We start from the raw sequence: 21,858 nt of genomic DNA, 5'->3' as shown, positions 1-21,858 counted from the left end.
GGTTGATAATCCAATTGTCGACGACAGAAAACCTGTGAAAAAAATATGTCCACCAGACCAGACCGAATATCGCCGAGGCGACGCTGAATCCCTTTGGTGTACAGCGACAAAGGGATCTGCCCGCCAGGCATCCGCATGCAATCGCTCAGAAGACGTTAATCCAGCGTGACATGATGTTTCATCACCCGGCGAAACAGCGCCAGACGCGCGCGCATAAAACGGTTTTCCACTTTGAAACCGGCCTGCTTGCGCAAACCCATGCGTAACAGCCGGTCCCGCCCGCGCACGCAGGCTGGCCAGCGTAGCGGCCCGGCGAGTTCATGACAGTCGTTACCGGCTAAACGGGCGAAGTTAGCCCAATAGTCGGCGACCTGTGCGGCAAATGCCCGATCGTTATCATTCGCATAATGGCGTACCGGCTCGGCAAGGTCGAGATTATCAAAAACATATGCCACTTCATTACCGTGCCATGCCCCATGGGGATAGGTCTGGTGCTCCGCTTCAGCAACATAGTCAAACCAGTAGCGCCAGCACGGTTGCCCTACCCGCTGCTGCGCCTGCATCACGACGTAGCCCAGGGTGGTAAAGGCCATGTCGCGGCACACTTCACGCCCCAGCGCTTCATCACCCTTCACGCCAGGGTAAAGCAGCTTAATTAAGCCAAGCCCGAACCGGCGTTCCCGGCGCAGTTTCGCGATTTGTCCGGCGATATCGACGCCAAATACCGTCATAACGCTGGCCTCATCACTGTTAGAGCCAATCATGACCGGCAGCGGATGTTGACGCCCGCGAAAAAAAGTCTCCAGCATCGGCTGCGGCAGGACGACGTCGCCAACGATTGGCGCCGGGCCGAGCGTGAGCGGCGCGGTTAACGGCCAGAACGCCTCCGCCGGAATTGCTCGTAGTTGTTCGGCGCTGGCCTGCGGCAAGGCGAAGTGTTCTGCGATCAGTTGCCCCTTTGCCAGCGCTTTTTCCCGCGGCAGATCCGGCAAGGTATAGCCGCTCTGGATTATCGCCTTGTGGAATAGCCCCCTGGATTTTGGCGAGACCATTAACGACAGCACGCTGCGGGCGCCTGCGGACTCGCCAAACAGCGTTACATTGGCGGCATCGCCGCCAAACGCATGAATATTCTCCTGAACCCACTGCAGGGCGGCGATCTGGTCAAGCAGCGCAAAATTATATATGCGCTCGCCCTCTTCTTCCTCCAGCGCAGGATGGGCAAAAAAGCCCAGGTGTCCGAGACGGTAGTTGACCGTTACCAGCACGACATCACGGGAAGCCAGCGCTTTGCCATCATACGGCGGCAGGCTCCCGGCGCCGATGGTATAACCGCCGCCATGCAGCCAGACCATCACCGGCAGCGGCTGCGCGCGTGACGCGGGCGACCAGACGTTGAGATAAAGACAATCCTCAGAAAAGCGCCCCGGATCGCCACCGCCAAGTTCACGGCAATATTCAATATCCTGCCAGCTGGCGGCGGAAAAGGTATCCGCCCGACGCACGCCCTGCCAGCGTGCGGCAGGCTGCGGCGCGCGCCAGCGAAGATCGCCGACCGGCGGCGCCGCATAGGGAATGCCGCGCCAGATATGCATGTTATCTTCAGCGGTACCGGATAATATGCCCTGCCGGGTTTTCACCAGCGGAGTGGACGAATTTTGCATGACCTGCTTGCTTCCTTTAACAACTCATGCCAGCAGAGTACTGATTTTACAGCAGACCGCAACGTCGTTTGCTGCGTTCTTCCGCCTGTTGATACAGAACAAACTCGTCGTACACCTGGCAACCCAACGCCGCCTCAAAAGTCTCGCGACTGGCGTTACCGTGACTGCGGGGCTGGCTGTCGCTGCCGAGATTCGACTGAAAAATACCGGCGGCGCTCACGGGTAAAAAGTCTTCATAAATAATCGGTTGCGCAATAACCCAGCCGCGTTCGATCAACGGCTGCGGATCATCGCCCGGACGAAACGCCTGACGATGCGCTTCACCGATCGGGGTCAGGCGGTAGCGGAACCATGCCAGACCTTGCTGGCGCAGCAGAAATTCACTATCCGGGAATTGACTGAACGCTTCCTGCAGATGGCGCTGATGGTTTAGATTATCTTTACCCACCCCCGCCTCGCTAAGCAGCCGGTCATACAGCGCGCGCCCTTTTGGCGTCAGCGCAATACCGCGCTGCTCAATTTCGCCAAAGCGGGCGGTATGCGTACCGCTATGCTCTCCGGCAAACATTACCGGCTCATCAAGGGCTTTAAAACTGGTCTGGCGCAATAAAATCGGTACATCGCGGCGCGGCGGTCCTTCAATCAGCGCTTTCGGGGCGATGCCCCACTCAGGCATCAACGCCTGCACCCGGTCAATGTCCAGCGTGCGTGGCGTCAGATGATTAATGTGACAACCGGGGAAACAGACCACATCGGCAATCAGACGGTGCTCGGCGTGCAGGGCGCGATAGGTCTCTTCATCAACGGTGGCATGGCGATGCCAGCGAAAGGTTTCCAGCGCCTGTTCAACAAATTCATGCGCCTCCGCGACGCTGAACGCCCCCTTCTGCTCGTGAAGCGCGATCAGCTCACGACAACGAGGCGTAAAAATATCCCGACCTGCGAGGATTTGCGCCGCCCGGTTGCGCAGGGAGACGTTCGCGATTAACTCTAACCGCAGAAGCGAGGTAAAAAGGCGAAACGGATTGCGCACCAGCGCCTCATCGTCTATCGGACGGAACGCGGTGGCGTGAACCGGGACTCCCGCCTGTGACAGATCGTAATAGCTAACGGGATACATCCCCATAATGGCAAACATACGGCGCAAGGTCGCCAGTTCCGCTGCCGTACCGACGCGGATCGCGCCATGACGTTCAACATTAAGGCGCGCCAGTTCATCGGCATTCGCCAGTTGTTCATGCAGCTTCGGGTTATTTTCCAGTACCGCAAGATTCACATCGGCAACCAGCTCCACTAACGTCCCGTACTGAGGAACTTCCTGCTGATACATCGCCGACATCGCCCGTGAAAAGCACTCCCGAATCTCATCAGCCGTGATGGTGTTCGCCATGATGTTATACCTCCAGTGAATTCTCCCTGGAGTGTAGAAAAGGTCCCCGCAATGAGTGGGAAGAATTTACAAACTGTGATGTCGATAGCTGACGGCCACTGCTGATCGGAATAATTCATAACCACTGGTTATGTTAAACACCCATTAATTTCACTTTAAATTAACAATATATTTACACACACTGCGTGTGGCGATATGACAACAACATGCCTCTCTACCGATAAGACGGAGTACCCTATGAACGAGAAATGGTCACCGCGCGAGGTTGTACATCGCGACTATAGCAGCCATCCCCCGGCTTACGCGCCGGGCTACAAAACTAGCGTTCTGCGCTCACCGCGCAATGCGCTGATCTCACTACAAAACTCACTCTCAGAAATCACCGGGCCGGTATTCAGCAGCGACGATCTCGGCGCGCTGGATAACGACCTGATCCTTAACTACGCCAAAGATGGCCTGCCCATTGGCGAACGTATTATCGTACACGGATACGTACAGGATGGTTTTGGCCGCCCACTGAAGAACACGCTGGTTGAAGTCTGGCAGGCCAACGCGGGTGGACGCTATCGGCATAAAAAAGATCAGTATCTGGCGCCTATCGATCCTAACTTTGGCGGCTGTGGCCGGGTGCTGACCGATGAAAACGGCTACTACTGTTTTCGCACCATCAAGCCAGGCCCTTATCCCTGGCGTAATCAGGTGAGCGACTGGCGTCCGGCGCATATTCACTTCTCGCTTTCCGGGGACGCCTGGGCGCAGCGGTTAATTACCCAAATGTATTTCGAAGGCGATCCGCTGATTAAACAGTGCCCCATTGTCAAAACCATCAATAATGATGATGCCATTCGGACATTAATCGCCGCGCTGGACACCCATGCCGCCGTACCGCTGGATTGCCTGGCGTACCGTTTTGACCTCGTGCTGCGCGGTCATCGCGCGACGCTGTTTGAAAACCGCACTCAGGGGGCCGCCCGATGAAAAATTTTTTACCTGAAACCGCCTCGCAAACCGCAGGACCCTATGTACACATCGGTCTCGCACCGGAGGCCGCCGGGTTTCATATTTTTGAAAAGAACTTCGGCCCGATCCTCACCACGCCGGGGACCGAAGGCGAACATATTACCCTTGAAGGCCGGGTGATTGATGGCTCCGGGACGCCGGTGCGCGATGTGCTGCTGGAGATCTGGCAGGCCAACGCCGCCGGGCGCTATAACCATCCCGACGATCGCCAGCAGAGCAAGAAACTGGATACCGAATTCCGCGGCTGGGGACGCAGTTGTTCCGACTTCACCAGCGGTATCTGGCGCTTTGAAACCATTAAACCGGGCTCCGTTGTCGGGCGCGATGGTCGTCTCATGGCCCCGCACGTCAATCTATGGATAGTCGCACGGGGGATTAATATTGGTCTTAACACGCGGATGTACTTCTCCGACGAGGTCGATGCCAACCGGGCCGATCCGGTGCTGAATCTGATTGAATGGGAAGTGCGCCGTCAGACGTTAATCGCCCAGCGTGAGGTACGTGGCACTGAAATCGTTTATCGGTTCGATATTCATTTACAGGGGGAGAACGAAACCGTTTTCTTCGATATCTGAGTTTTCTCTTCCTTTGCCGCCCCTGCTGGCCGGGCGGCAATTTTACCCCGCTCAGCAAAATTCAGCTTGTAAAATAATAATATGAGATGTTAATAATACTTTGCTATTAAGTTAACAATTACAAACATTCGGACTTGCCACCGACACACCTCTGTTCTTAACATGAATTATGCAAAAAAATGGTCTTTTCAGTCAGCGCATTCGCTTGCGCCATTTACATACTTTCGTGGCCGTCGCTCAACAGGGAACCCTTGGGCGTGCGGCTGAAACCTTAAACCTTAGCCAACCGGCTTTATCCAAGACGTTGAATGAACTGGAGCAGTTGACCGGCACGCGTCTGTTTGAGCGCGGGCGGCTGGGCGCACAGCTCACGCTGGTTGGCGAACAGTTCCTCACCCATGCCGTTAAGGTGCTTGACGCCCTCAATAGCGCCGGGCAGGCGCTAAATCGTAAAGAAGGCCTTAATAGCGACATTGTGCGCATCGGCGCGCTCCCCACCGCCGCGCTGGGTATTTTGCCCTCGGTCATTGGCCAGTTTCATCGGCAGCAAAAAGATATCACGCTGCAGGTCGCGACCATGAACAACACCATGTTGCTGGCTGGGCTGAAATCGGGAGAAATCGATATTGGTATCGGACGGATGTCCGATCCGGAATTAATGAGTGGTTTGAACTACGAGCTGCTGTTTCTCGAATCACTGAAACTGGTAGTCCGCCCCGGACACCCACTACTGCAAGAAACCGTGACATTAAGCCGGGTCATGGAGTGGCCGGTAGTGGTATCGCCAAAAGGCACATTGCCTCGCCAGAACGCCGAAACGCTACTGCAAAGCCAGGGATGTAAAATCCCTGCTGGCTGTATCGAAACACTGTCAGCCTCCCTGTCGCGCCAGCTGACGGTCGACTATGATTACGTGTGGTTTGTCCCCTCTGGTGCGGTTAAGGACGATCTTCGCCGTGGCCTGTTGGCTGCGCTGCCGATCCCCACGCAGGGAACCGGCGAACCTATCGGTATTTTGACCCGCGTAGACGCGACACTTACCGCAGGCACTCAAACCTTACTTAGCGCCATTCGTAAATCAATGCCCGTCTGATGCGTCTTTTTCCGGTGCGCCAGATACACCTGGCGCGGCACACACCACACCAGGTTTTCAGCGCAATGCCAGAGAAACCGTCCTCTGGCCGTTCACTGGCGAGAAAAATGACAAATACCCTCGTCTGACGGTGAACAGAACGACCGCTGAATCACAGGGGTGAAAACAAATGATGCGCCATTTTCACGAAAACCCGCCCAAAAGCGAACAGACTCCCCTTACGTTTTGCCGCTTTTTTTATGGCCGCAGCCCATGCCATTTACCTCGATAATCAATTAGTGCGGAATAATTCATTAACAATTGCGTAAATTTATTTAACAGATCTATCATATTCTCGATTTCACCAAATGATTCATTTGAAATCAATAATAGCAAAAATACCTGCTTTTATGACGGTTATTATGCCTTCATTCAAAGATCTTACTTCAAAAATTGATCCATATGGTTCATGCCTGTTCCGGCATGGTTAAGGAGAAAAAATGGCAACTGACAATGCGCCACGTGGGCTCCCTCGGATCCTGCAGTGGATTCTTGCCGGGCTGATGCTCATCATTGGCCTGGCAATCGGTATTCTCGGCGCAAAACTCATCGCTGTCGGCGGCACTTTCTATTTCGCGATAATGGGCCTGGCGATGGTTATCGCCTCGGTACTCATTTTCCGTCACCGCCGCAGCGGTCTCATACTCTATGCAATTGCGTTTATTGCATCGATCATCTGGGCGATCGGTGACGCTGGCTGGACCTACTGGCCGCTGTTCTCGCGCCTGTTTACCTTTGGCGTACTGGCCTGTCTTTCAGCGCTGCTCTGGCCTTTCCTTTCAGCCACGCCAGCGAAAAAAGGTCCGGCATTTAGCCTCGCGGCGGTGATCGCTATTGTGCTGTTGGCCAGCTTCGGCTGGATGTTCAAATCCCAGCCGCTGGTCAGCGCCACTGAAGCGGTACCGGTAAAACCTGTCGCCGCTGGCGAAGAACAAAAAAACTGGGAGAACTGGGGCAACACCACCCACGGTGACCGTTTCGCCGCGCTTGACCAGATCAACAAACAGAACGTTAACCAGTTGAAGGTCGCGTGGATTGCCCATACCGGCGATATTCCACAGAGCAATGGCGCTGGGGCGGAGGATCAGAATACACCGCTACAGATTGGCGATACGCTTTACGTCTGCACCCCTTACAGTAAAGTACTGGCGCTGGACGTGGATAGCGGTAAAGAGAAATGGCGCTACGATTCAAAAGCCAGTTCTCCTAACTGGCAGCGCTGCCGTGGTTTAGGTTATTACGAAGATAGCCAGGCCCGGACGACGCCAGTCACCGACGCGCAACCTGCCGCCTGTACCCGTCGTCTGTTTCTGCCAACCATTGATGCCCGTCTGATCGCCATTAATGCCGACAATGGCCAACTATGCGACGACTTTGGCAACCACGGTACTGTCGATCTCAGCGTCGGTATGGGAGAAATCAAACCGGGTTACTATCAGCAAACCTCAACACCGCTGGTTGCAGGCCACTTAGTGGTGGTGGGCGGTCGCGTGGCGGATAACTTCTCCACCGGCGAGCCTCCGGGCGTCGTTCGCGCTTATGATGTACATACCGGTAAGCTGGCGTGGGCATGGGATCCGGGTAACCCGAATCTGACTGGCGAACCGCCAGCAGGCCAGACATATACTCGCGGGACACCTAACGTCTGGTCGGCGATGTCTTATGACGCGAAACTGAATCTGATTTATCTACCAACTGGTAACGCTACACCGGATTTCTTTGGCGGCGAACGTACCCCGCTCGACGATAAATACAGTTCATCTATCGTTGCCGTTGATGCGACCACTGGTCAGGTACGCTGGCATTACCAAACCACTCATCACGATCTGTGGGACTTCGACCTGCCGTCTCAACCTTTGCTGTACGATCTGCCTGACGGTAAAGGCGGCACGACGCCGGTGCTGGTTCAAACCAGCAAGCAGGGCATGATCTTTATGCTCAACCGGGTAACCGGTCAGCCCGTCGCGAAAGTGGAAGAACGCCCGGTTCCGGCTGGCAACATCAAAGGCGAACGCTACTCCCCGACCCAGCCCTACTCCGTCGGAATGCCAATGATCGGTAACGAAACGCTGACAGAATCGGATATGTGGGGCGCAACGCCAGTCGATCTGTTGCTGTGCCGTATTGAGTTTAAAGAGATGCGCCACCAGGGTATCTTTACGCCGCCGGGCGAAGATCGTTCTTTGCAGTATCCGGGCTCTTTAGGCGGCATGAACTGGGGAAGCGTGTCCGTTGACCCGAATAACAGCCTGATGTTCGTTAACGATATGCGCCTCGGTCTCGCCAACTATATGGTGCCACGCGCAAAAGTAGCGAAAAACGCCAGCGGTATTGAGATGGGTATTGTGCCAATGGACGGTACACCGTTCGGCGCGATGCGCCAGCGTTTCCTGTCGCCGTTGGGTATTCCTTGCCAGAAACCGCCCTTCGGCACCCTGTCGGCTGTCGATCTGAAAACCGGCAAACTGGTATGGCAGGTTCCGGTGGGCACCGTCGAAGACACTGGCCCGCTGGGGATCCGCATGCATATGCCCATCCCTATCGGTATGCCGACCCTGGGCGCGTCATTGGCAACCCAGTCCGGCCTGCTGTTCTTTGCTGGCACTCAGGATTTCTATCTGCGGGCATTTGATACCGCTAACGGGAAAGAGATCTGGAAAGCTCGTCTGCCGGTGGGAAGCCAGTCCGGGCCAATGACCTACGTATCGCCGAAAACCGGCAAGCAGTATATCGTCATCAACGCCGGCGGCGCTCGCCAGTCACCGGATCGTGGCGATTACATCATCGCCTACGCGCTGCCGGATCGGAAGTAATACGGTTGAATAACCCGGGTATGCCCGGGTTATTGTTAGCGTCAGAAAGATCAATTCTCGCCGAAATGAATAACGGTACGAATTGATTTCCCCTGATGCATCAGGTCGAAGGCCTCATTGATTTGGTCCAGCGGCATGCGGTGGGTAATAAACGGATCAAGACGAATTTTGCCCGCCATTGCCTCTTCCACCATCCCCGGTAACTGGGTACGCCCTTTAACGCCGCCGAACGCCGAACCACGCCAGACGCGCCCGGTCACCAGCTGAAACGGACGGGTTTTGATCTCCTGCCCGGCGCCAGCCACACCGATAATCACGCTTTCCCCCCAACCTTTATGGCAGCACTCAAGCGCCGCGCGCATCACGTTAACGTTGCCAATGCATTCAAAGCTGAAGTCCACGCCGCCATCGGTCAGTTCAACAATCACGTCCTGAACCGGCTTATCGTAGTCGTTGGGGTTGATAAAGTCGGTCGCCCCCATCTCTTTAGCGAGAGTGAATTTTTCCGGGTTGGTATCGATCGCCAGAATACGTCCGGCTTTCGCCTGCACCGCGCCCTGGATTACCGCGAGGCCGATCCCGCCGAGACCGAAGACCGCCACGGTGTCGCCCTCTTTCACTTTCGCCGTATTGTGTACCGCGCCGATACCGGTGGTCACGCCGCAGCCCAGCAGACACACTTTATCCAGCGGCGCCTGCGGGTTCACTTTCGCCAGGGAAATTTCCGCACAGACGGTATATTCACTAAAGGTGCTGGTGCCCATATAGTGATAAATCGGCTCGCCGTTATAAGAGAAACGGGTGGTGCCGTCCGGCATCAGGCCTTTACCCTGAGTGGCGCGAACCGCCTGACAGAGGTTGGTTTTACCTGATTTGCAGAACTTGCACTCGCGACATTCGGCGGTATACAAAGGAATAACGTGGTCGCCTGCTTTCAGGCTGGTCACGCCCTCACCGACTTCAACCACAATACCGCCGCCTTCATGGCCGAGAACCGCCGGGAAAACGCCTTCGGGATCGTCGCCTGAAAGGGTGAAGGCATCGGTATGACAAACGCCAGTGTGGGTGATTTTGACCAGCACTTCGCCTTTTTTCGGCGGCGCGACGTCAATCTCAACAATTTTCAGCGGCTGGCCCGGGCCAAACGCGACGGCTGCACGTGATTTCATATCTCTCTTCCTCATGGTGATTTTATTTTAAATAGGATCGTAGCAGATGGCCGACTTCCGCCATTCTGGCGGCCCGCTGATCGGGCGTTGTTTCACCGCTGACCAGTTCATCTTTCAGGTGAATTTCAACCATTTCTCCCATCAGACCGTTAGCCGCGCCGCGAATAGAGGCAATCTGTTGCAGAATGGTCATACAGGGTTCTCCGGACGCCAGCGCCCGTTCGAGCGCTTCGACCTGGCCGCGGATGCGCCGTACCCGGCTGAGGGCGCGCTTTTTATCTTCAGGTGAATGTGGCATGGTTACGCCCTCCATATTATATAGGGGGGTATACTATATTGATTCGTATAAAGAGGCAAATTAACTCGCCGTTTTAACCGTAGCATAGCGATGAGAATTTGCGTTTAACTGAGTTGAAGGATCATCGATTCGCAGCGTAAATCTGCTCAGCCAGACGAAACAAAATGTCCCGGAGCAATTTTGAACAGCGCTTGTGCTGGCCCTGGAAGGGCGAGTCCCTCACCACGAGTCGCGCCCGCTCCGCCAGATGACGCGGGAGTCGAGCGGACTGCGCAGCGGCAGGTTTTCAGCGCAATTAGCGTTTGCGGGGCATCATCCGCAGCAGCGTGTTGTCTTTCCATAAATAGTGGTGCATCAGCGCTGCCAGCGCATGCAGGCCAATAATAAAGTAACCTGTATTGGCCAGCAGCTCATGCCACCCTTTCAGCGTATCCACCAGCTCAAAGTCGCTTTCCGCCGCATGCGGCATAGTCAGACCAAAAGCAAACCAGGGATGACCGCGATAATACATCATCACCATGCCAATCACCGGCAGCCCAATGAACAGCAGATAGATAATCAGATGACCGAGGTGAGCAAAGCCCGTCATCATTGGTGACGGTTTGGGTACAATCGGCGGTGCTGGAAATTTCAGTCGCACTAACAAGCGCGCCACCATCAGAACAAAGATAGCGATCCCGCATGAGACATGAAGCATATTAATGGCTGGCCGTGCGCTACGTGGAAAAAAGCCCCGCAGTTCCATCGCGGCATAAGCAACGATCACGAATAGAAAGACCAGCCAGTGGATACCAATCTGTATGCCGGAGTATTTATCGCGCATGGAAAAACCCTTTAAAGACGCTGTGATGCCGTCAACATAGCCACCTTTTATTAAAAAATCATTAACGTTTACGTACTTATAAAAAACAATACCCCATAGACACCTCTGCCGGGGCGTACTGGCGTTATCGGCGAAAGCAATTAACCGTCCGACCACTCGCAGGTAAATCGTCCTTTACATACGACAAAAAAGTGTGATGTTGATCAAACACAAAAAAATAACCGACGCAGAGGAGTATTTGTATTACGTCCGTTACCGGGGTATGCCCTGAGTGTTATTGCGCGGATTTTTCGATACCAAAGCATTAAGAGGAGAAGTAACCATGGTCACTTACGATCGTAACCGCAATCCCATTACCAACGGAAGCCAGGTGATGATTAATGGGACAGGTAAGACAGGTAGAATTATTGCCATACATTCCAATGGGTTAACTCCAGCCCAATTACGTCGCAACAAAACTGTTGAAGTCGAAGGCAATGAAGGCAAGTTCGAACCTGTCGAACTGATCCGCCTGGGGTTCCACTAAGAACGTGAATATTGCTGCGGCGCCGACTGACAACACTCTGGAAAATCAGAGGTTCGGCAAACGGCGCCGGGAAGGCGTTCTCCTGTAACGAACAGGAGAATAATGCGCAAAAACGGGTCAATTTCAGCCAGTTGGCCCGATTATTTAGCCTGCAATTCTCTGCGGATAATTTCTGCGCCGGCCGTTAACGCATCGAGCTTACCTCTGGCGACCCGACGAGATAACGGAGCCATTCCGCAGTTAGTTGAAGGATAGAGCTTATCGGCATCAACAAACTGAAGTGCTTTACGTAACGTCGCGGCGACCTCTTCCGCTGTTTCTATGGTATTGGTTGCCACGTCAATGGCCCCAACCATCACTTTTTTGCCACGAATCAGTTCAAGCAGGTCCATTGGCACATGCGAGTTATGGCACTCCAGTGAAATGATATCGATCGCGGAGGTTTGCAGTTTAGGAAACGCTTCTTCATATTGTCGCCACTCCGATCCCAACGTTTTTTTCCAGTCGGTATTGGCCTTAATGCCATAGCCATAACAGATATGAACGGCGGTTTCGCATTTAAGCCCTTCGATGGCTTTTTCTAACGCGGCGATTCCCCACTCATTCACTTCATCAAAAAAAACATTAAAGGCAGGCTCATCAAACTGAATAATATCGACGCCGGCAGCTTCCAGTTCTTTCGCTTCCTGGTTGAGAATTTTTGCGAATTCCCAGGCCAGTTTTTCACGGCTTTTATAGTGGCTATCATAGAGCGTATCGACCATCGTCATTGGTCCCGGCAGCGCCCACTTAATCGGCTTTTTAGTGAGCTGCCGTAGAAACCTGGCGTCTTCAACAAAAACAGGTTTCTGGCGCTCAACGGCCCCCACCACCGTCGGTACGCTCGCATCATAGCGATCGCGAATTTTAACCACCTGACGTTTCTCAAAATCGACACCGCTGAGGTGCTCAATAAAGGTTGTGACAAAGTGCTGACGCGTTTGTTCACCGTCGCTGACGATATCAATACCGGCACGGAGTTGATCGTACAGGGCCAGACTCAGCGCATCTTTTTTCCCCTCAACTAACTCTTCGTTTTGTAATTTCCAGGGGGACCAGAGCGTCTCAGGTTGTGCAAGCCAGGAAGGCTTCGGTAAACTACCGGCAGTCGAAGTGGGTAACAACGTTTTCATCGTAAATCGCCTTATTTGTTCTGTTAATTAAAGAGCATAGTGAGCAAACCATTGCTCAAACATATTTTTATACGGCTTGATAAAGTGCTCTTCAGTAAACTTACCCTGTTCAATAGCTAACTGAGTACGCTCTTCCCGGTCATAAACAATTTTTGTTAATGAGTGATCCTGATGATTCAGATCAGGTTGATAGCATTGTCCCGCGGCAGAATTCGCATTATAAATTTCAGGCCGGTAGATTTTCTGGAATGTCTCCATCGTGCTGATAGTACTGATAAGTTCAAGATCAGTGTAATCAGTCAGTAAATCGGCATCAGCGGCAAAATAAAATGCCAGGGGCGCAACGCTGTTTTTGGGCATAAAATAACGCACCCGCAGACCCATTTTATTGAAGTACTGTTCGGTCAAAGACGAACCATCTGGCTGATATTCAATACCGAGCACAGGATGCTCATTCCCCGTCCGTTGATAAACATCTTTGCTTGATACGCTAAGGCAAATCACCGGCTGTTTTTTGAAGTTATCTTTGTACTCTTTCGAGTTAACAAAATGCTTGAAGATATTTCCGTGTACGTCGCCAAAGTTATCCGGGATGCTAAAGCTGGATTGGTTTTTATTATGCTGCAATAATAATACGCTAAAATCGTAATCCCGGACATACGAAGAGAAGTTATTCCCGACAATGCCTGCAATACGTTTATCGGTCTTGTGGTCAACAATAGCGGTTTCCAGTATTTCAATTACTGGAAAGGTATCACCGTTAGCTGCAATCTGCATATCAACAGAAATGATTTCCAGCGCGATGGAATAACGGTCGGCTTTGGGGTTATCCCAGTACGCCAGCGTATTGAAGCGATTGTTCATCATCACTAATGTGTTGCGCAGGTTCTGTTGACGATTGTCACCTCTGGCCAAATTCGCAAAGTTGGTCGTAATACGCGTATTCGCCGAAGGGTTATAGTTTTCATCGAAAAGTGTGCGCTTAACAGTAAATGTAAAATCTTGATTCATCGCGAACTTGCATCCTGAGTTCTGTTATGAAAACTGCGTTTTTTGTTGATTTCCCAGCACTAACTGGTTACGCATACCGCAGCTTTCATGTTGCCAGTAAGTTAATATTGCATATTTTATGCCAGAACCAGCGGCTGAGTGAAAGCGAGTTAATTTCATTACAACATGAGCCATATTCATGATCGAAGAGGCGGCCGGGTCATGCGCTATTGTCTCCCCTCTTGTTCATCCGGAACTGGGCGAAATCCCCGGATCTGCTGCGGGTCTGTCCGGAAGAGGACAGGAATATCATGATTACGTTACATGCGCACTACCGGGAAACGGGCAAAAAAAACCGCCATATATCTGGCGGTAAATGAATGCTTGCATGGATATACCCATCATACTTCAAGTTGCATGTGCGTTGGCTTTCCTCGTTCACCCCAGTCACGTACTGGAGTACGCTCCCGGGGATTCACTGCGTCGCCGCCTTCCTGCAACTCGAATAATTTAGGGTATAGATCGTATTATGCATTTTTATAGTCAGGGTGTAAGGCACCCTGCTTACGTCTCTTCGTCACGCTACCACAAACGACTTCAATGAAAGCTAAACAGCGCTGGTGCTCAAAGTTTCTCTGCCAGCGCTTTAAGCTGCGCAATTAACGCTTTTTTTTCCCCGTCGTCGCCTGACGTATGAGGCCAGGTTGACTGGCGGATAATCAAGCGCGCGGGCAGCAATTCACGAATTTTCATCTGCGGCGCGGCCATTAGCTGAATCAGTAACTCAACCGCCCGTTTACCCAACAGGTTAAAATCCTGAGCGACGGTGGTTAACGGCGGCTGGAAGTACAGGCTGTCGGCCGTATCGTCATAGCCAGTGACTGAAATCGCCTGGCTTCCGGTGCGATTAAGCTGCGCCAGGGCACTAAGTACACCGAGCGCCATCTGGTCATTAGCCACTACGATCGCCGTAATCCGCGGGTGCCGATGCAGCAGCTCAAAGGTCTTATTCCAGCCGCTGGCGGCGCTCCAGTCGCCAAATACCGTCACCGCATTGCTGACTCCCAGCCGGTGCAGCGCCTCGCGCCAGCTGCTTAAGCGCATACGCGCGGAGACGGAACTCTCCGGCCCTGCAAGCAGGCCGAACTCACGGTGCCCCGCGTCCCAAAGATGGCGCACGCAGGCGCCGCAACCGTCGCGGTGATCGAAACGTACACAGCACACATCAGTCTCCGGCGACACATCCAGAAACAGGCAGGCAATGTCGGGATTCTCCTCCACAAGTTGCTCCGCAAGCGTACTTTCTAATGGCAGACTGATAATCGCCCCGCGAATATTCTGGGCGCGAAACTCATTTAGCCTGGCCTGCAGGGAGGGAGCGTTGACCTGCGCTGGCATCGCGATAGAGACCTCCAGTTGGTGCACACCGGCATGACTTTTTACCGCCGCCGCAATTTGTGAAGGCGCATGCAGCGTTAGCGAGGCAGTAATCAGCCCAATTGATGACGCGGATTTGCCAGCCAGTAATTGTGCTGAACGGTTCGGCACATAGTGCAGCGCCTGCATGGCGCGCATCACTTTATCGCGAGTACGCTCGGAAACCACGTCCGGATTATTCAGTACCCGGGAAACCGTCTGCTGAGAAACACCGGCCTCGCGGGCCACATCTTCTAACCTTGCCAAACGCCGCGGCATCATACGCTCCTTCTGTCAGAAAACCTCAATGTCTTACGCTAACATTTTATGTTTAGAAAACGACAAAAATCCGCCATTTTACTCACGTTTCGTGATCGAAAGTGGGTTTCATTTTCACCAATATTGCGGGAAAAAGGAAAATACCTGATAACCGGATCATCATTGTCTAGCGAACGACATTTTTATCAAAAATTCGTCAGGTATACGTATGCAACAACTCGATTCCATCTCCGCTACGAGCGCAAAGTTTCATCAAGTGCTCGCCCGGGAAGACTGGCAAAACCAGACTATCACTCATCTTAATCGCCTGCCGGCCCACCCGACCTTTTCCAGCTGGCGCGATACCGGCGCGGCACGGGAAAACCAGCCTTCGCTCAATCGCCGCCAGCTTGATGGTCAGTGGCAGTTTTCTTACGCCCGCAGCCCGTTTGACGTCGATGCCTGCTGGCTGGACAGGGATTTGCCGGACAGCCGCAGTACGCCGGTCCCGTCTAACTGGCAAATGGAAGGCTATGACGCCCCTATCTATACCAATGTCCGTTACCCTATCGACACAACGCCGCCGCGCGTGCCAGAGGAGAACCCGACCGGCTGCTATTCGCTGATATTTCGCGTCGACGAAGGCTGGCGGACCGACGGCCAGACGCAAATTATCTTCGACGGCGTCAACTCCGCGTTCCACCTGTGGTGTAACGGCGAATGGGTCGGTTACTCGCAGGACAGTCGTCTGCCTGCGGCCTTCGATCTCACGCCATACCTTCAGGCAGGCGATAACCGCCTTTGTGTGATGGTGATGCGCTGGAGCGCGGGAAGCTGGCTGGAAGATCAGGATATGTGGCGTATGAGCGGGATCTTCCGGTCGGTCTGGCTGTTGAATAAACCGTCGTTACATCTCAGCGATGTGCAGCTCACGCCACGCCTGGATGCACTCTATCGCGATGCCGATCTGCTGGTGAATGTAAGCGTCGCCGCACCGGCATCGCAACTGGACGAACTGACGGTGAAAGTAGAGCTCTGGGATAACGCGCACCGTGTCGCCAGTCACCAGCAGACACCAGGATCGCCGATAATTGATGAGCGTGGAAACTATGCTGAACGCGCGACGATTCACCTGCCGGTAGAACGCCCGGCGCTGTGGAGCGCGGAAACGCCGAACTGCTACCGCGCGGTTGTGTCCCTGTGGCGTGGAGATCATCTGCTTGAAGCCGAAGCCTGGGATATCGGTTTTCGCCGGGTGGAAATCAAAGACGGCCTGCTGCTGCTGAACGGTAAACCGCTGCTGATCCGCGGCGTCAACCGCCACGAACATCACCACCAGCGCGGGCAAGTGGTGAATGAAGAGGATATGGTGCAGGACATTCTGCTGATGAAGCAGAACAACTTCAATGCGGTGCGCTGCTCCCACTACCCTAACGCCTCGCGCTGGTACGAACTGTGCGACCATTACGGGCTGTATGTCGTTGACGAGGCCAATATTGAAACCCACGGCATGGTGCCAATGAATCGTCTTTCCGACGATCCAGCCTGGCTACCGGCCTTCAGCGCGCGCGTCAGCCGGATGCTGCAAAGCAACCGCAACCATCCGTCGATTATTATCTGGTCGCTGGGAAATGAGTCCGGTGGCGGAGGCAACCATGAAGCGATGTATCACTGGCTGAAGCGCAACGATCCCTCCCGTCCGGTGCAGTATGAAGGCGGCGGCGCCGACAGCACGACAACCGATATTATCTGCCCAATGTACGCCCGCGTCGAACGCGACCAGCGCATTCCCGAAGTGCCGAAATGGGGGATCAAGAAGTGGATCGGTTTGCCAGGCGAGCAGCGCCCGCTGATCCTCTGCGAATATGCCCATGCGATGGGGAACAGCCTGGGCAACTTTGCAGATTACTGGCAGGCGTTTCGCGACTATCCGCGCCTGCAGGGCGGTTTTATCTGGGACTGGGCCGATCAGGCCATCAGTAAAACGTTTGATGACGGCCGCGTTGGCTGGGCCTACGGCGGTGATTTTGGCGATAAACCCAACGATCGCCAGTTCTGCATGAACGGGCTGGTTTTCCCCGATCGCCGCCCGCACCCATCATTAATTGAAGCCAAACACGCACAGCAGTTTTTCCAGTTCTCCCTGCTGGCGCAAAGTCCACTGCGTATCAGCATCTGCAGCGAATATCTGTTCCGCGCCACCGATAACGAACTGCTGCGCTGGCAGGTGCAAGCAGCGGGCGAAACCTTTGCGCAGGGGAGCGTCAGGCTTGCGCTTGCGCCGGAAGGACGCAACGAACTGACGCTGTGCGAGAATTTGCCGCTACCCGCCGGTGCTGAACAGGTGTGGCTGACGCTGGAAGTTATCCAGCCGCAGGCCACCGCCTGGTCCGCTGCCGGGCATCGCGTCGCCTGGCAGCAATTTCCGCTCGCCGCTCCGTTAGTTGTTCACGCACCGGCTCCCGCCGGTACTGCGCCCGCGCTGGAATGTAGCGATAACGCCTGGACCGTACGCTGCGGCGCGCAGCACTGGGTTATCGACAAACAAAGCGGTTTGTTAACCCACTGGCGGGTGGACGGTGTGCAACAACTGCTGACGCCATTGCGCGACCAGTTTGTGCGCGCGCCGCTGGATAATGATATTGGCGTCAGCGAAGTGGAACGTATCGATCCTGATGCCTGGGTGGAACGCTGGAAAAGCGCGGATCTCTACAACCTTAGCCCGCGCTGCGTGCAGTGTGAGGCTCAGCGCCTGAACCATGAGGTGGTGATTGATTGCCGCTGGCACTATCTACGCGGCGACGAGGTGGCGATCGTCAGCCACTGGCGGATGACGTTTGATGCCGCGGGTAAGCTGCACCTGGCGATCGAGGGCGAACGCGCCGGAACCCTGCCGCCGCTGCCGCGCATCGGACTCAATTTCCAGGTTCCTGATCAGCGTAAACCGGTCTCCTGGCTTGGCTACGGCCCGCACGAAAACTACCCGGACCGCCGCAGCAGCGCCTGTTTCTCCCGCTGGGAGTTGCCGCTGGAGGAGATGACCACGCCCTATATTTTCCCGACGGAAAATGGCCTGCGCTGTGACAACAAAGCGCTGGACTGGGGACACTGGCACGTGGCGGGTAATTTCCACTTCTCTGTACAACCCTACAGCACCTGGCAGCTAATGGACACTGACCACTGGCACTGGATGAAACCGGAAAACGGCGTCTGGATCACTCTTGATGGCCAGCATATGGGTATCGGCGGCGATGACTCCTGGACTCCCAGCGTACTCCCGCAATGGCTGCTGCTGGAGACGCACTGGCACTATCAGCTAACGATTTATTTCCAATAATAAGCGGGGAATATAACAGCCTATCCCACCAGGCGTTATTGGCGCAGACAGTTTGAACACGGCCAGCGCGGATGAACCGGAGCGTACACGCAGTACGTGAGGATTCTGAGCACTGCCCAGGTTCAAAATGACAAGCAAAATAGCCTTAATGGGATAGGCTATAAATCCCTATAATAAACAGATACATAATGTCACTCGGCTCTCATCGCGGCCGCAGGCGAATCAAAAGACGCCGTTTACAACGGTGCCGTAGGGATAAGGTCCAGGGATGGGCCGGTAATTGGCGTAGCCAATGAAGAGACAACCTGAATGACAACGTATCATAATATGGACTATTCACAATGAAACTCTCTGAACTCGCACCACGGGAACGGCATAACTTTATCTATTTTATGCTGTTCTTTTTCTTCTACTATTTCATTATGTCGGCCTACTTCCCCTTCTTTCCGGTGTGGCTGGCGGAAGTGAACCACTTAACCAAAACTGAAACGGGGATTGTTTTTTCCTCTATTTCGTTATTCGCTATCATCTTCCAGCCTATTTTTGGTCTGGTTTCCGATAAGCTTGGGCTGCGCAAGCATCTGTTGTGGACTATCACCATTTTATTAATGCTGTTTGCCCCTTTCTTTATTTTTGTCTTCTCGCCGCTATTGCAGATCAATATTATTGCAGGTGCCCTGGTGGGCGGGATCTATCTGGGAATTGTCTTCTCCAGCGGTTCCGGGGCTGTAGAAGCCTATATCGAACGCGTCAGTCGCGCTAACCGCTTTGAATATGGCAAAGTCCGTGTCTCCGGCTGTGTCGGCTGGGCCCTGTGCGCCTCGATCACCGGTATTCTGTTTGGGATTGACCCCAATATCACCTTCTGGATCGCCTCCGGTTTTGCCCTGATCCTCGGCGTACTGCTGTGGGTATCGAAGCCGGAGAGCAGCAATAGCGCTGAAGTTATCGATGCGCTTGGCGCTAACCGCAAGGCTTTTTCGATGCGCACCGCCGCTGAACTGCTGCGCATGCCGCGTTTCTGGGGCTTTATCATTTACGTGGTCGGCGTTGCCAGCGTGTATGACGTTTTCGACCAGCAGTTCGCTAATTTTTTCAAAGGATTCTTTTCCAGCCCGCAACGTGGAACCGAAGTTTTTGGCTTCGTCACCACTGGCGGAGAATTGCTCAATGCGCTGATTATGTTCTGCGCCCCGGCTATCGTTAACCGAATCGGCGCCAAGAACGCCCTGCTGACCGCAGGATTAATTATGTCCGTGCGTATTCTGGGGTCGTCTTTTGCCAGCTCGGCGGTGGAAGTGGTTATCCTGAAAATGCTGCATATGTTTGAAGTACCGTTCCTGCTGGTCGGCACCTTTAAGTATATCGCCTCTGCGTTTAATCCAAAGCTTTCGGCGACGCTATTCCTGATTGGTTTTAATTTGTCGAAACAGCTTTCGGGGGTTGTGCTCTCGGCATGGGTTGGACGGATGTATGATACCGTCGGTTTCCATCAGGCTTATCTGATTCTGGGCTGTATTACGCTGAGCTTTACCATTATTTCACTGTTTACCCTAAAAGGGAGCAAAACGCTGCTTCCGGCAACAGCGTAAAATAATACCGCCGCGGGCAGTTGCCTGCGGCTTTTCACATTTGCAGGCTGACAAAGATGATAAGGTGTGCAGGCATGCAGCGCCGATCCAGCCTGAAGAATATCGGGCCATCTGTTTTTTATGATCTTTTCTGCCAGATATTTCGCTAATACGGCTTAACAGAAGAATTTTTTCATGCCACGAGTCAATGCCACTCTTTTCAGCTTATCCGTGTTCTCATGACTCTCGTTGAAAACGCCAAAGAAATAGCGTTCATTGTCAATGGTTTGCGACACGATCCTGTAGTTTAGCGGCTGACCGGACTTCGCGCCGTATTGCGCGGGGGTAACGGAAACCTCTGTCGCGTTATCGGCAACGCTGACCATCAGACCGTCGCCTTTTCCACCTACCAGCATCACCTTAATTAGCGAGTGCACCATGTCCCTCCCGGGTTGAGGTCAATGATTAATTTTTGATGGCCGCAGGCTGGCAGTTGACTGTTGCGCCACCGTAGCCGGACGTGTCATGCGCAGGGAGCCGATGGGTGCTTTCGCCTTCCACTATCGGCGGTAGTGGAACACCGTCTTTATCCACTACAGGCGACGCTTTCTGACAGGTCGACGTTTTCGTTACCTCTGCGGCCCTGGCTGAGGTTTGCAGAATCAGGAGCGCCACGGGAGCAAACAGAAACGCAGTCTTCAGTACATTCTTATAGTTCATACCGGCCTTGAGTAAAAAAATTTAATTCTTATGCTGAGCGACACGTTGATTATTAGGCATAAAATCTGGCAAATGATGAAGGAAAAATGAGAAATTGTGAATCTCATTACCCCTTATTTACCTGTTATGGCCGTTAATCCGCACACAGGCGCAGAATTCTATAACCCGGAATTATCTTAATCAATTGAAATCACCGCGCCACGACAGCTCGCTGGATAAACCATCAACCCGCGCGACATCATCAGCAAACACATCGCTGATATTCGCAATAACAAATACAGGCTATTCACCAGACGCATGGCATCACTCTGGTCGCGGGGGTCTGGCCGCATAAACGAGCCGCCTGCCCCCTCTGGATTAATCCTGGAGTGTCTCACACATTTGAACTTCTCTTGTCAGCCACTAGACTTAAACAAGTCAACCAAAAGGAGAGTCCTATGTCATCGCAAGATTATGAAAACGACGCGCAAGATCTGGTGGACAAAGTCGACAATAAAGTCAATGAATTTGCCGGGGAAGCCCAACAACAATTTGGTCATGTCGTAGATTCGCCCAGGCATCAGCTCAAAGGCGCGGCCCGTAAATACGCCGCCCAGGCTTCGGATGCGGTTTCAGAAGTCTCAGAACGCGTAAAGGAAAATCCGCTGACCGGGCTACTGGCAGCCGGTGCCATCGGACTGGTGATTGGTTTACTGGTCGGTCGGAAATAATCTCAGGCCGCCGGGCCAATGCCGTTCACTTAAGCAAATCATCGGTGTTGTCTTTTGTTTTATTTGCCTGTGGCAATCGCATTATCGGTGGTTTAAACGAAAATCTGATTCTGTTGATTCACTAACTGAGCTGATACAGGCTGAAATATAAAGGATATAACTTTTTTTATGACTTTCAGCCTCTGAAAAGCCCCTGACGAATAACGGACTCACCGCATGGGGGTTGGGCGCATCAAGGAAACCTGGCGGGAACGCAGGCGCACATCCAGGACTG

The 21,858-nt window shown here is 53.5% G+C and carries 20 protein-coding genes; 8 read left to right on the top strand and 12 right to left on the bottom strand.

Features of this window, described 5'->3' with window-relative positions; translation table 11 throughout:
• Positions 1-155: 155 nt before the first annotated feature.
• Together FN037_RS07475 and FN037_RS07470 are read right to left on the bottom strand one after the other, a co-directional pair.
• Entirely contained in the window at positions 156-1,664 is a 1,509-nt protein-coding gene (locus FN037_RS07475) for a carboxylesterase/lipase family protein (RefSeq protein ID WP_142501894.1), read from the bottom strand.
• Between the two features lie 46 nt (positions 1,665-1,710).
• The gene (locus FN037_RS07470) at positions 1,711-3,054 is read right to left on the bottom strand and encodes a VOC family protein (RefSeq protein ID WP_142501893.1); all 1,344 of its coding nucleotides are present in this window, start codon (positions 3,052-3,054) and stop codon (positions 1,711-1,713) included.
• Positions 3,055-3,291: 237 nt separating this feature from the next.
• Here FN037_RS07470 and pcaH point away from each other — a divergent pair, with 237 nt between their 5' ends.
• The 4 genes from pcaH (at position 3,292) to FN037_RS07450 (ending at position 8,594) form a co-directional block, all read left to right on the top strand.
• Positions 3,292-4,032 (top strand): protocatechuate 3,4-dioxygenase subunit beta, encoded by a 741-nt coding sequence (gene pcaH, locus FN037_RS07465; RefSeq protein ID WP_138362207.1) that lies wholly within the window; start codon positions 3,292-3,294, stop codon positions 4,030-4,032.
• A complete protein-coding gene (gene pcaG, locus FN037_RS07460) occupies positions 4,029-4,649 on the top strand; it encodes a protocatechuate 3,4-dioxygenase subunit alpha (protein ID WP_138362206.1) in 621 nt (206 codons plus the stop codon). The genes pcaH and pcaG overlap by 4 nt, the downstream gene beginning before the upstream one ends.
• A 169-nt stretch (positions 4,650-4,818) precedes the next feature.
• Positions 4,819-5,742, top strand: coding sequence for a LysR substrate-binding domain-containing protein (locus FN037_RS07455; RefSeq protein WP_138362205.1), 924 nt, complete (start codon positions 4,819-4,821; stop codon positions 5,740-5,742).
• A 479-nt stretch (positions 5,743-6,221) separates the two neighbouring features.
• Entirely contained in the window at positions 6,222-8,594 is a 2,373-nt protein-coding gene (locus FN037_RS07450) for a glucose/quinate/shikimate family membrane-bound PQQ-dependent dehydrogenase (RefSeq protein WP_142501892.1), read from the top strand.
• 50 nt (positions 8,595-8,644) lie between these two features.
• Here the strand turns inward: FN037_RS07450 and FN037_RS07445 are convergent, their stop codons facing one another.
• From FN037_RS07445 to cybB, 3 genes are all read right to left on the bottom strand, one after another.
• Positions 8,645-9,763, bottom strand: coding sequence for an S-(hydroxymethyl)glutathione dehydrogenase/class III alcohol dehydrogenase (locus FN037_RS07445; protein ID WP_142501891.1), 1,119 nt, complete (start codon positions 9,761-9,763; stop codon positions 8,645-8,647).
• A gap of 22 nt (positions 9,764-9,785) precedes the next feature.
• Complete coding sequence (locus FN037_RS07440; RefSeq protein WP_138362202.1) at positions 9,786-10,061, bottom strand: metal/formaldehyde-sensitive transcriptional repressor; 276 nt, start codon at positions 10,059-10,061, stop codon at positions 9,786-9,788.
• 295 nt (positions 10,062-10,356) lie between these two features.
• Positions 10,357-10,884, bottom strand: a complete 528-nt coding sequence (cybB, locus tag FN037_RS07435; RefSeq protein WP_138362201.1) for a cytochrome b561 — start codon at positions 10,882-10,884, stop codon at positions 10,357-10,359.
• A gap of 322 nt (positions 10,885-11,206) precedes the next feature.
• Between cybB and ydfZ the strand changes: the two genes are divergently transcribed.
• The gene (ydfZ, locus tag FN037_RS07430; protein ID WP_138362200.1) at positions 11,207-11,410 is read left to right on the top strand and encodes a putative selenium delivery protein YdfZ; all 204 of its coding nucleotides are present in this window, start codon (positions 11,207-11,209) and stop codon (positions 11,408-11,410) included.
• A gap of 140 nt (positions 11,411-11,550) precedes the next feature.
• Here ydfZ and FN037_RS07425 read toward each other — a convergent pair whose 3' ends face one another.
• The 3 genes from FN037_RS07425 to FN037_RS07415 form a co-directional block, all read right to left on the bottom strand.
• Positions 11,551-12,582, bottom strand: a complete 1,032-nt coding sequence (locus tag FN037_RS07425; RefSeq protein ID WP_138362199.1) for a methionine synthase — start codon at positions 12,580-12,582, stop codon at positions 11,551-11,553.
• Positions 12,583-12,609: 27 nt separating this feature from the next.
• Positions 12,610-13,593, bottom strand: a complete 984-nt coding sequence (locus FN037_RS07420) for a DUF1852 domain-containing protein (protein ID WP_142501890.1) — start codon at positions 13,591-13,593, stop codon at positions 12,610-12,612.
• Positions 13,594-14,196: 603 nt separating this feature from the next.
• The gene (locus FN037_RS07415) at positions 14,197-15,267 is read right to left on the bottom strand and encodes a LacI family DNA-binding transcriptional regulator (RefSeq protein ID WP_142501889.1); all 1,071 of its coding nucleotides are present in this window, start codon (positions 15,265-15,267) and stop codon (positions 14,197-14,199) included.
• Positions 15,268-15,475: 208 nt separating this feature from the next.
• Here FN037_RS07415 and FN037_RS07410 point away from each other — a divergent pair, with 208 nt between their 5' ends.
• Together FN037_RS07410 and FN037_RS07405 are read left to right on the top strand one after the other, a co-directional pair.
• Positions 15,476-18,583 carry a beta-galactosidase gene (locus tag FN037_RS07410; protein WP_142501888.1) on the top strand — a complete coding sequence of 1,036 codons (3,108 nt, stop codon included), beginning with the start codon at positions 15,476-15,478 and terminating at the stop codon, positions 18,581-18,583.
• A gap of 341 nt (positions 18,584-18,924) precedes the next feature.
• Positions 18,925-20,175, top strand: a complete 1,251-nt coding sequence (locus FN037_RS07405; protein ID WP_142501887.1) for an MFS transporter — start codon at positions 18,925-18,927, stop codon at positions 20,173-20,175.
• Between the two features lie 155 nt (positions 20,176-20,330).
• Here the strand turns inward: FN037_RS07405 and FN037_RS07400 are convergent, their stop codons facing one another.
• The 3 genes from FN037_RS07400 to FN037_RS24350 all read right to left on the bottom strand — a co-directional run bounded on the left by FN037_RS07400 (position 20,331) and on the right by FN037_RS24350 (position 21,206).
• On the bottom strand, positions 20,331-20,591 hold the full coding sequence (locus FN037_RS07400; RefSeq protein WP_171034922.1) for a hypothetical protein: 261 nt from the start codon (positions 20,589-20,591) through the stop codon (positions 20,331-20,333).
• Between the two features lie 28 nt (positions 20,592-20,619).
• Positions 20,620-20,874: a hypothetical protein gene (locus FN037_RS07395; RefSeq protein WP_138362194.1), complete on the bottom strand. Its 255-nt coding sequence runs from the start codon at positions 20,872-20,874 to the stop codon at positions 20,620-20,622.
• 176 nt (positions 20,875-21,050) lie between these two features.
• The gene (locus FN037_RS24350; protein WP_185929233.1) at positions 21,051-21,206 is read right to left on the bottom strand and encodes a hypothetical protein; all 156 of its coding nucleotides are present in this window, start codon (positions 21,204-21,206) and stop codon (positions 21,051-21,053) included.
• Positions 21,207-21,311: 105 nt separating this feature from the next.
• On the opposite strand from FN037_RS24350, the gene FN037_RS07390 reads away from it, so the two are divergent.
• The gene (locus FN037_RS07390) at positions 21,312-21,584 is read left to right on the top strand and encodes a YqjD family protein (protein ID WP_138362193.1); all 273 of its coding nucleotides are present in this window, start codon (positions 21,312-21,314) and stop codon (positions 21,582-21,584) included.
• Between the two features lie 81 nt (positions 21,585-21,665).
• Here FN037_RS07390 and FN037_RS24435 read toward each other — a convergent pair.
• On the bottom strand, positions 21,666-21,858 hold a 193-nt coding region (locus FN037_RS24435; RefSeq protein WP_221887620.1), incomplete at its 5' end, for a hypothetical protein.

It is taken from the genome of Klebsiella sp. 2680 (assembly GCF_900198535.1).
Taxonomy (GTDB): domain Bacteria; phylum Pseudomonadota; class Gammaproteobacteria; order Enterobacterales; family Enterobacteriaceae; genus Klebsiella; species Klebsiella indica.
The sequence above is the reverse complement of the archived record's forward strand: the minus strand, read 5'-3'. Positions and strand labels throughout refer to the sequence as shown.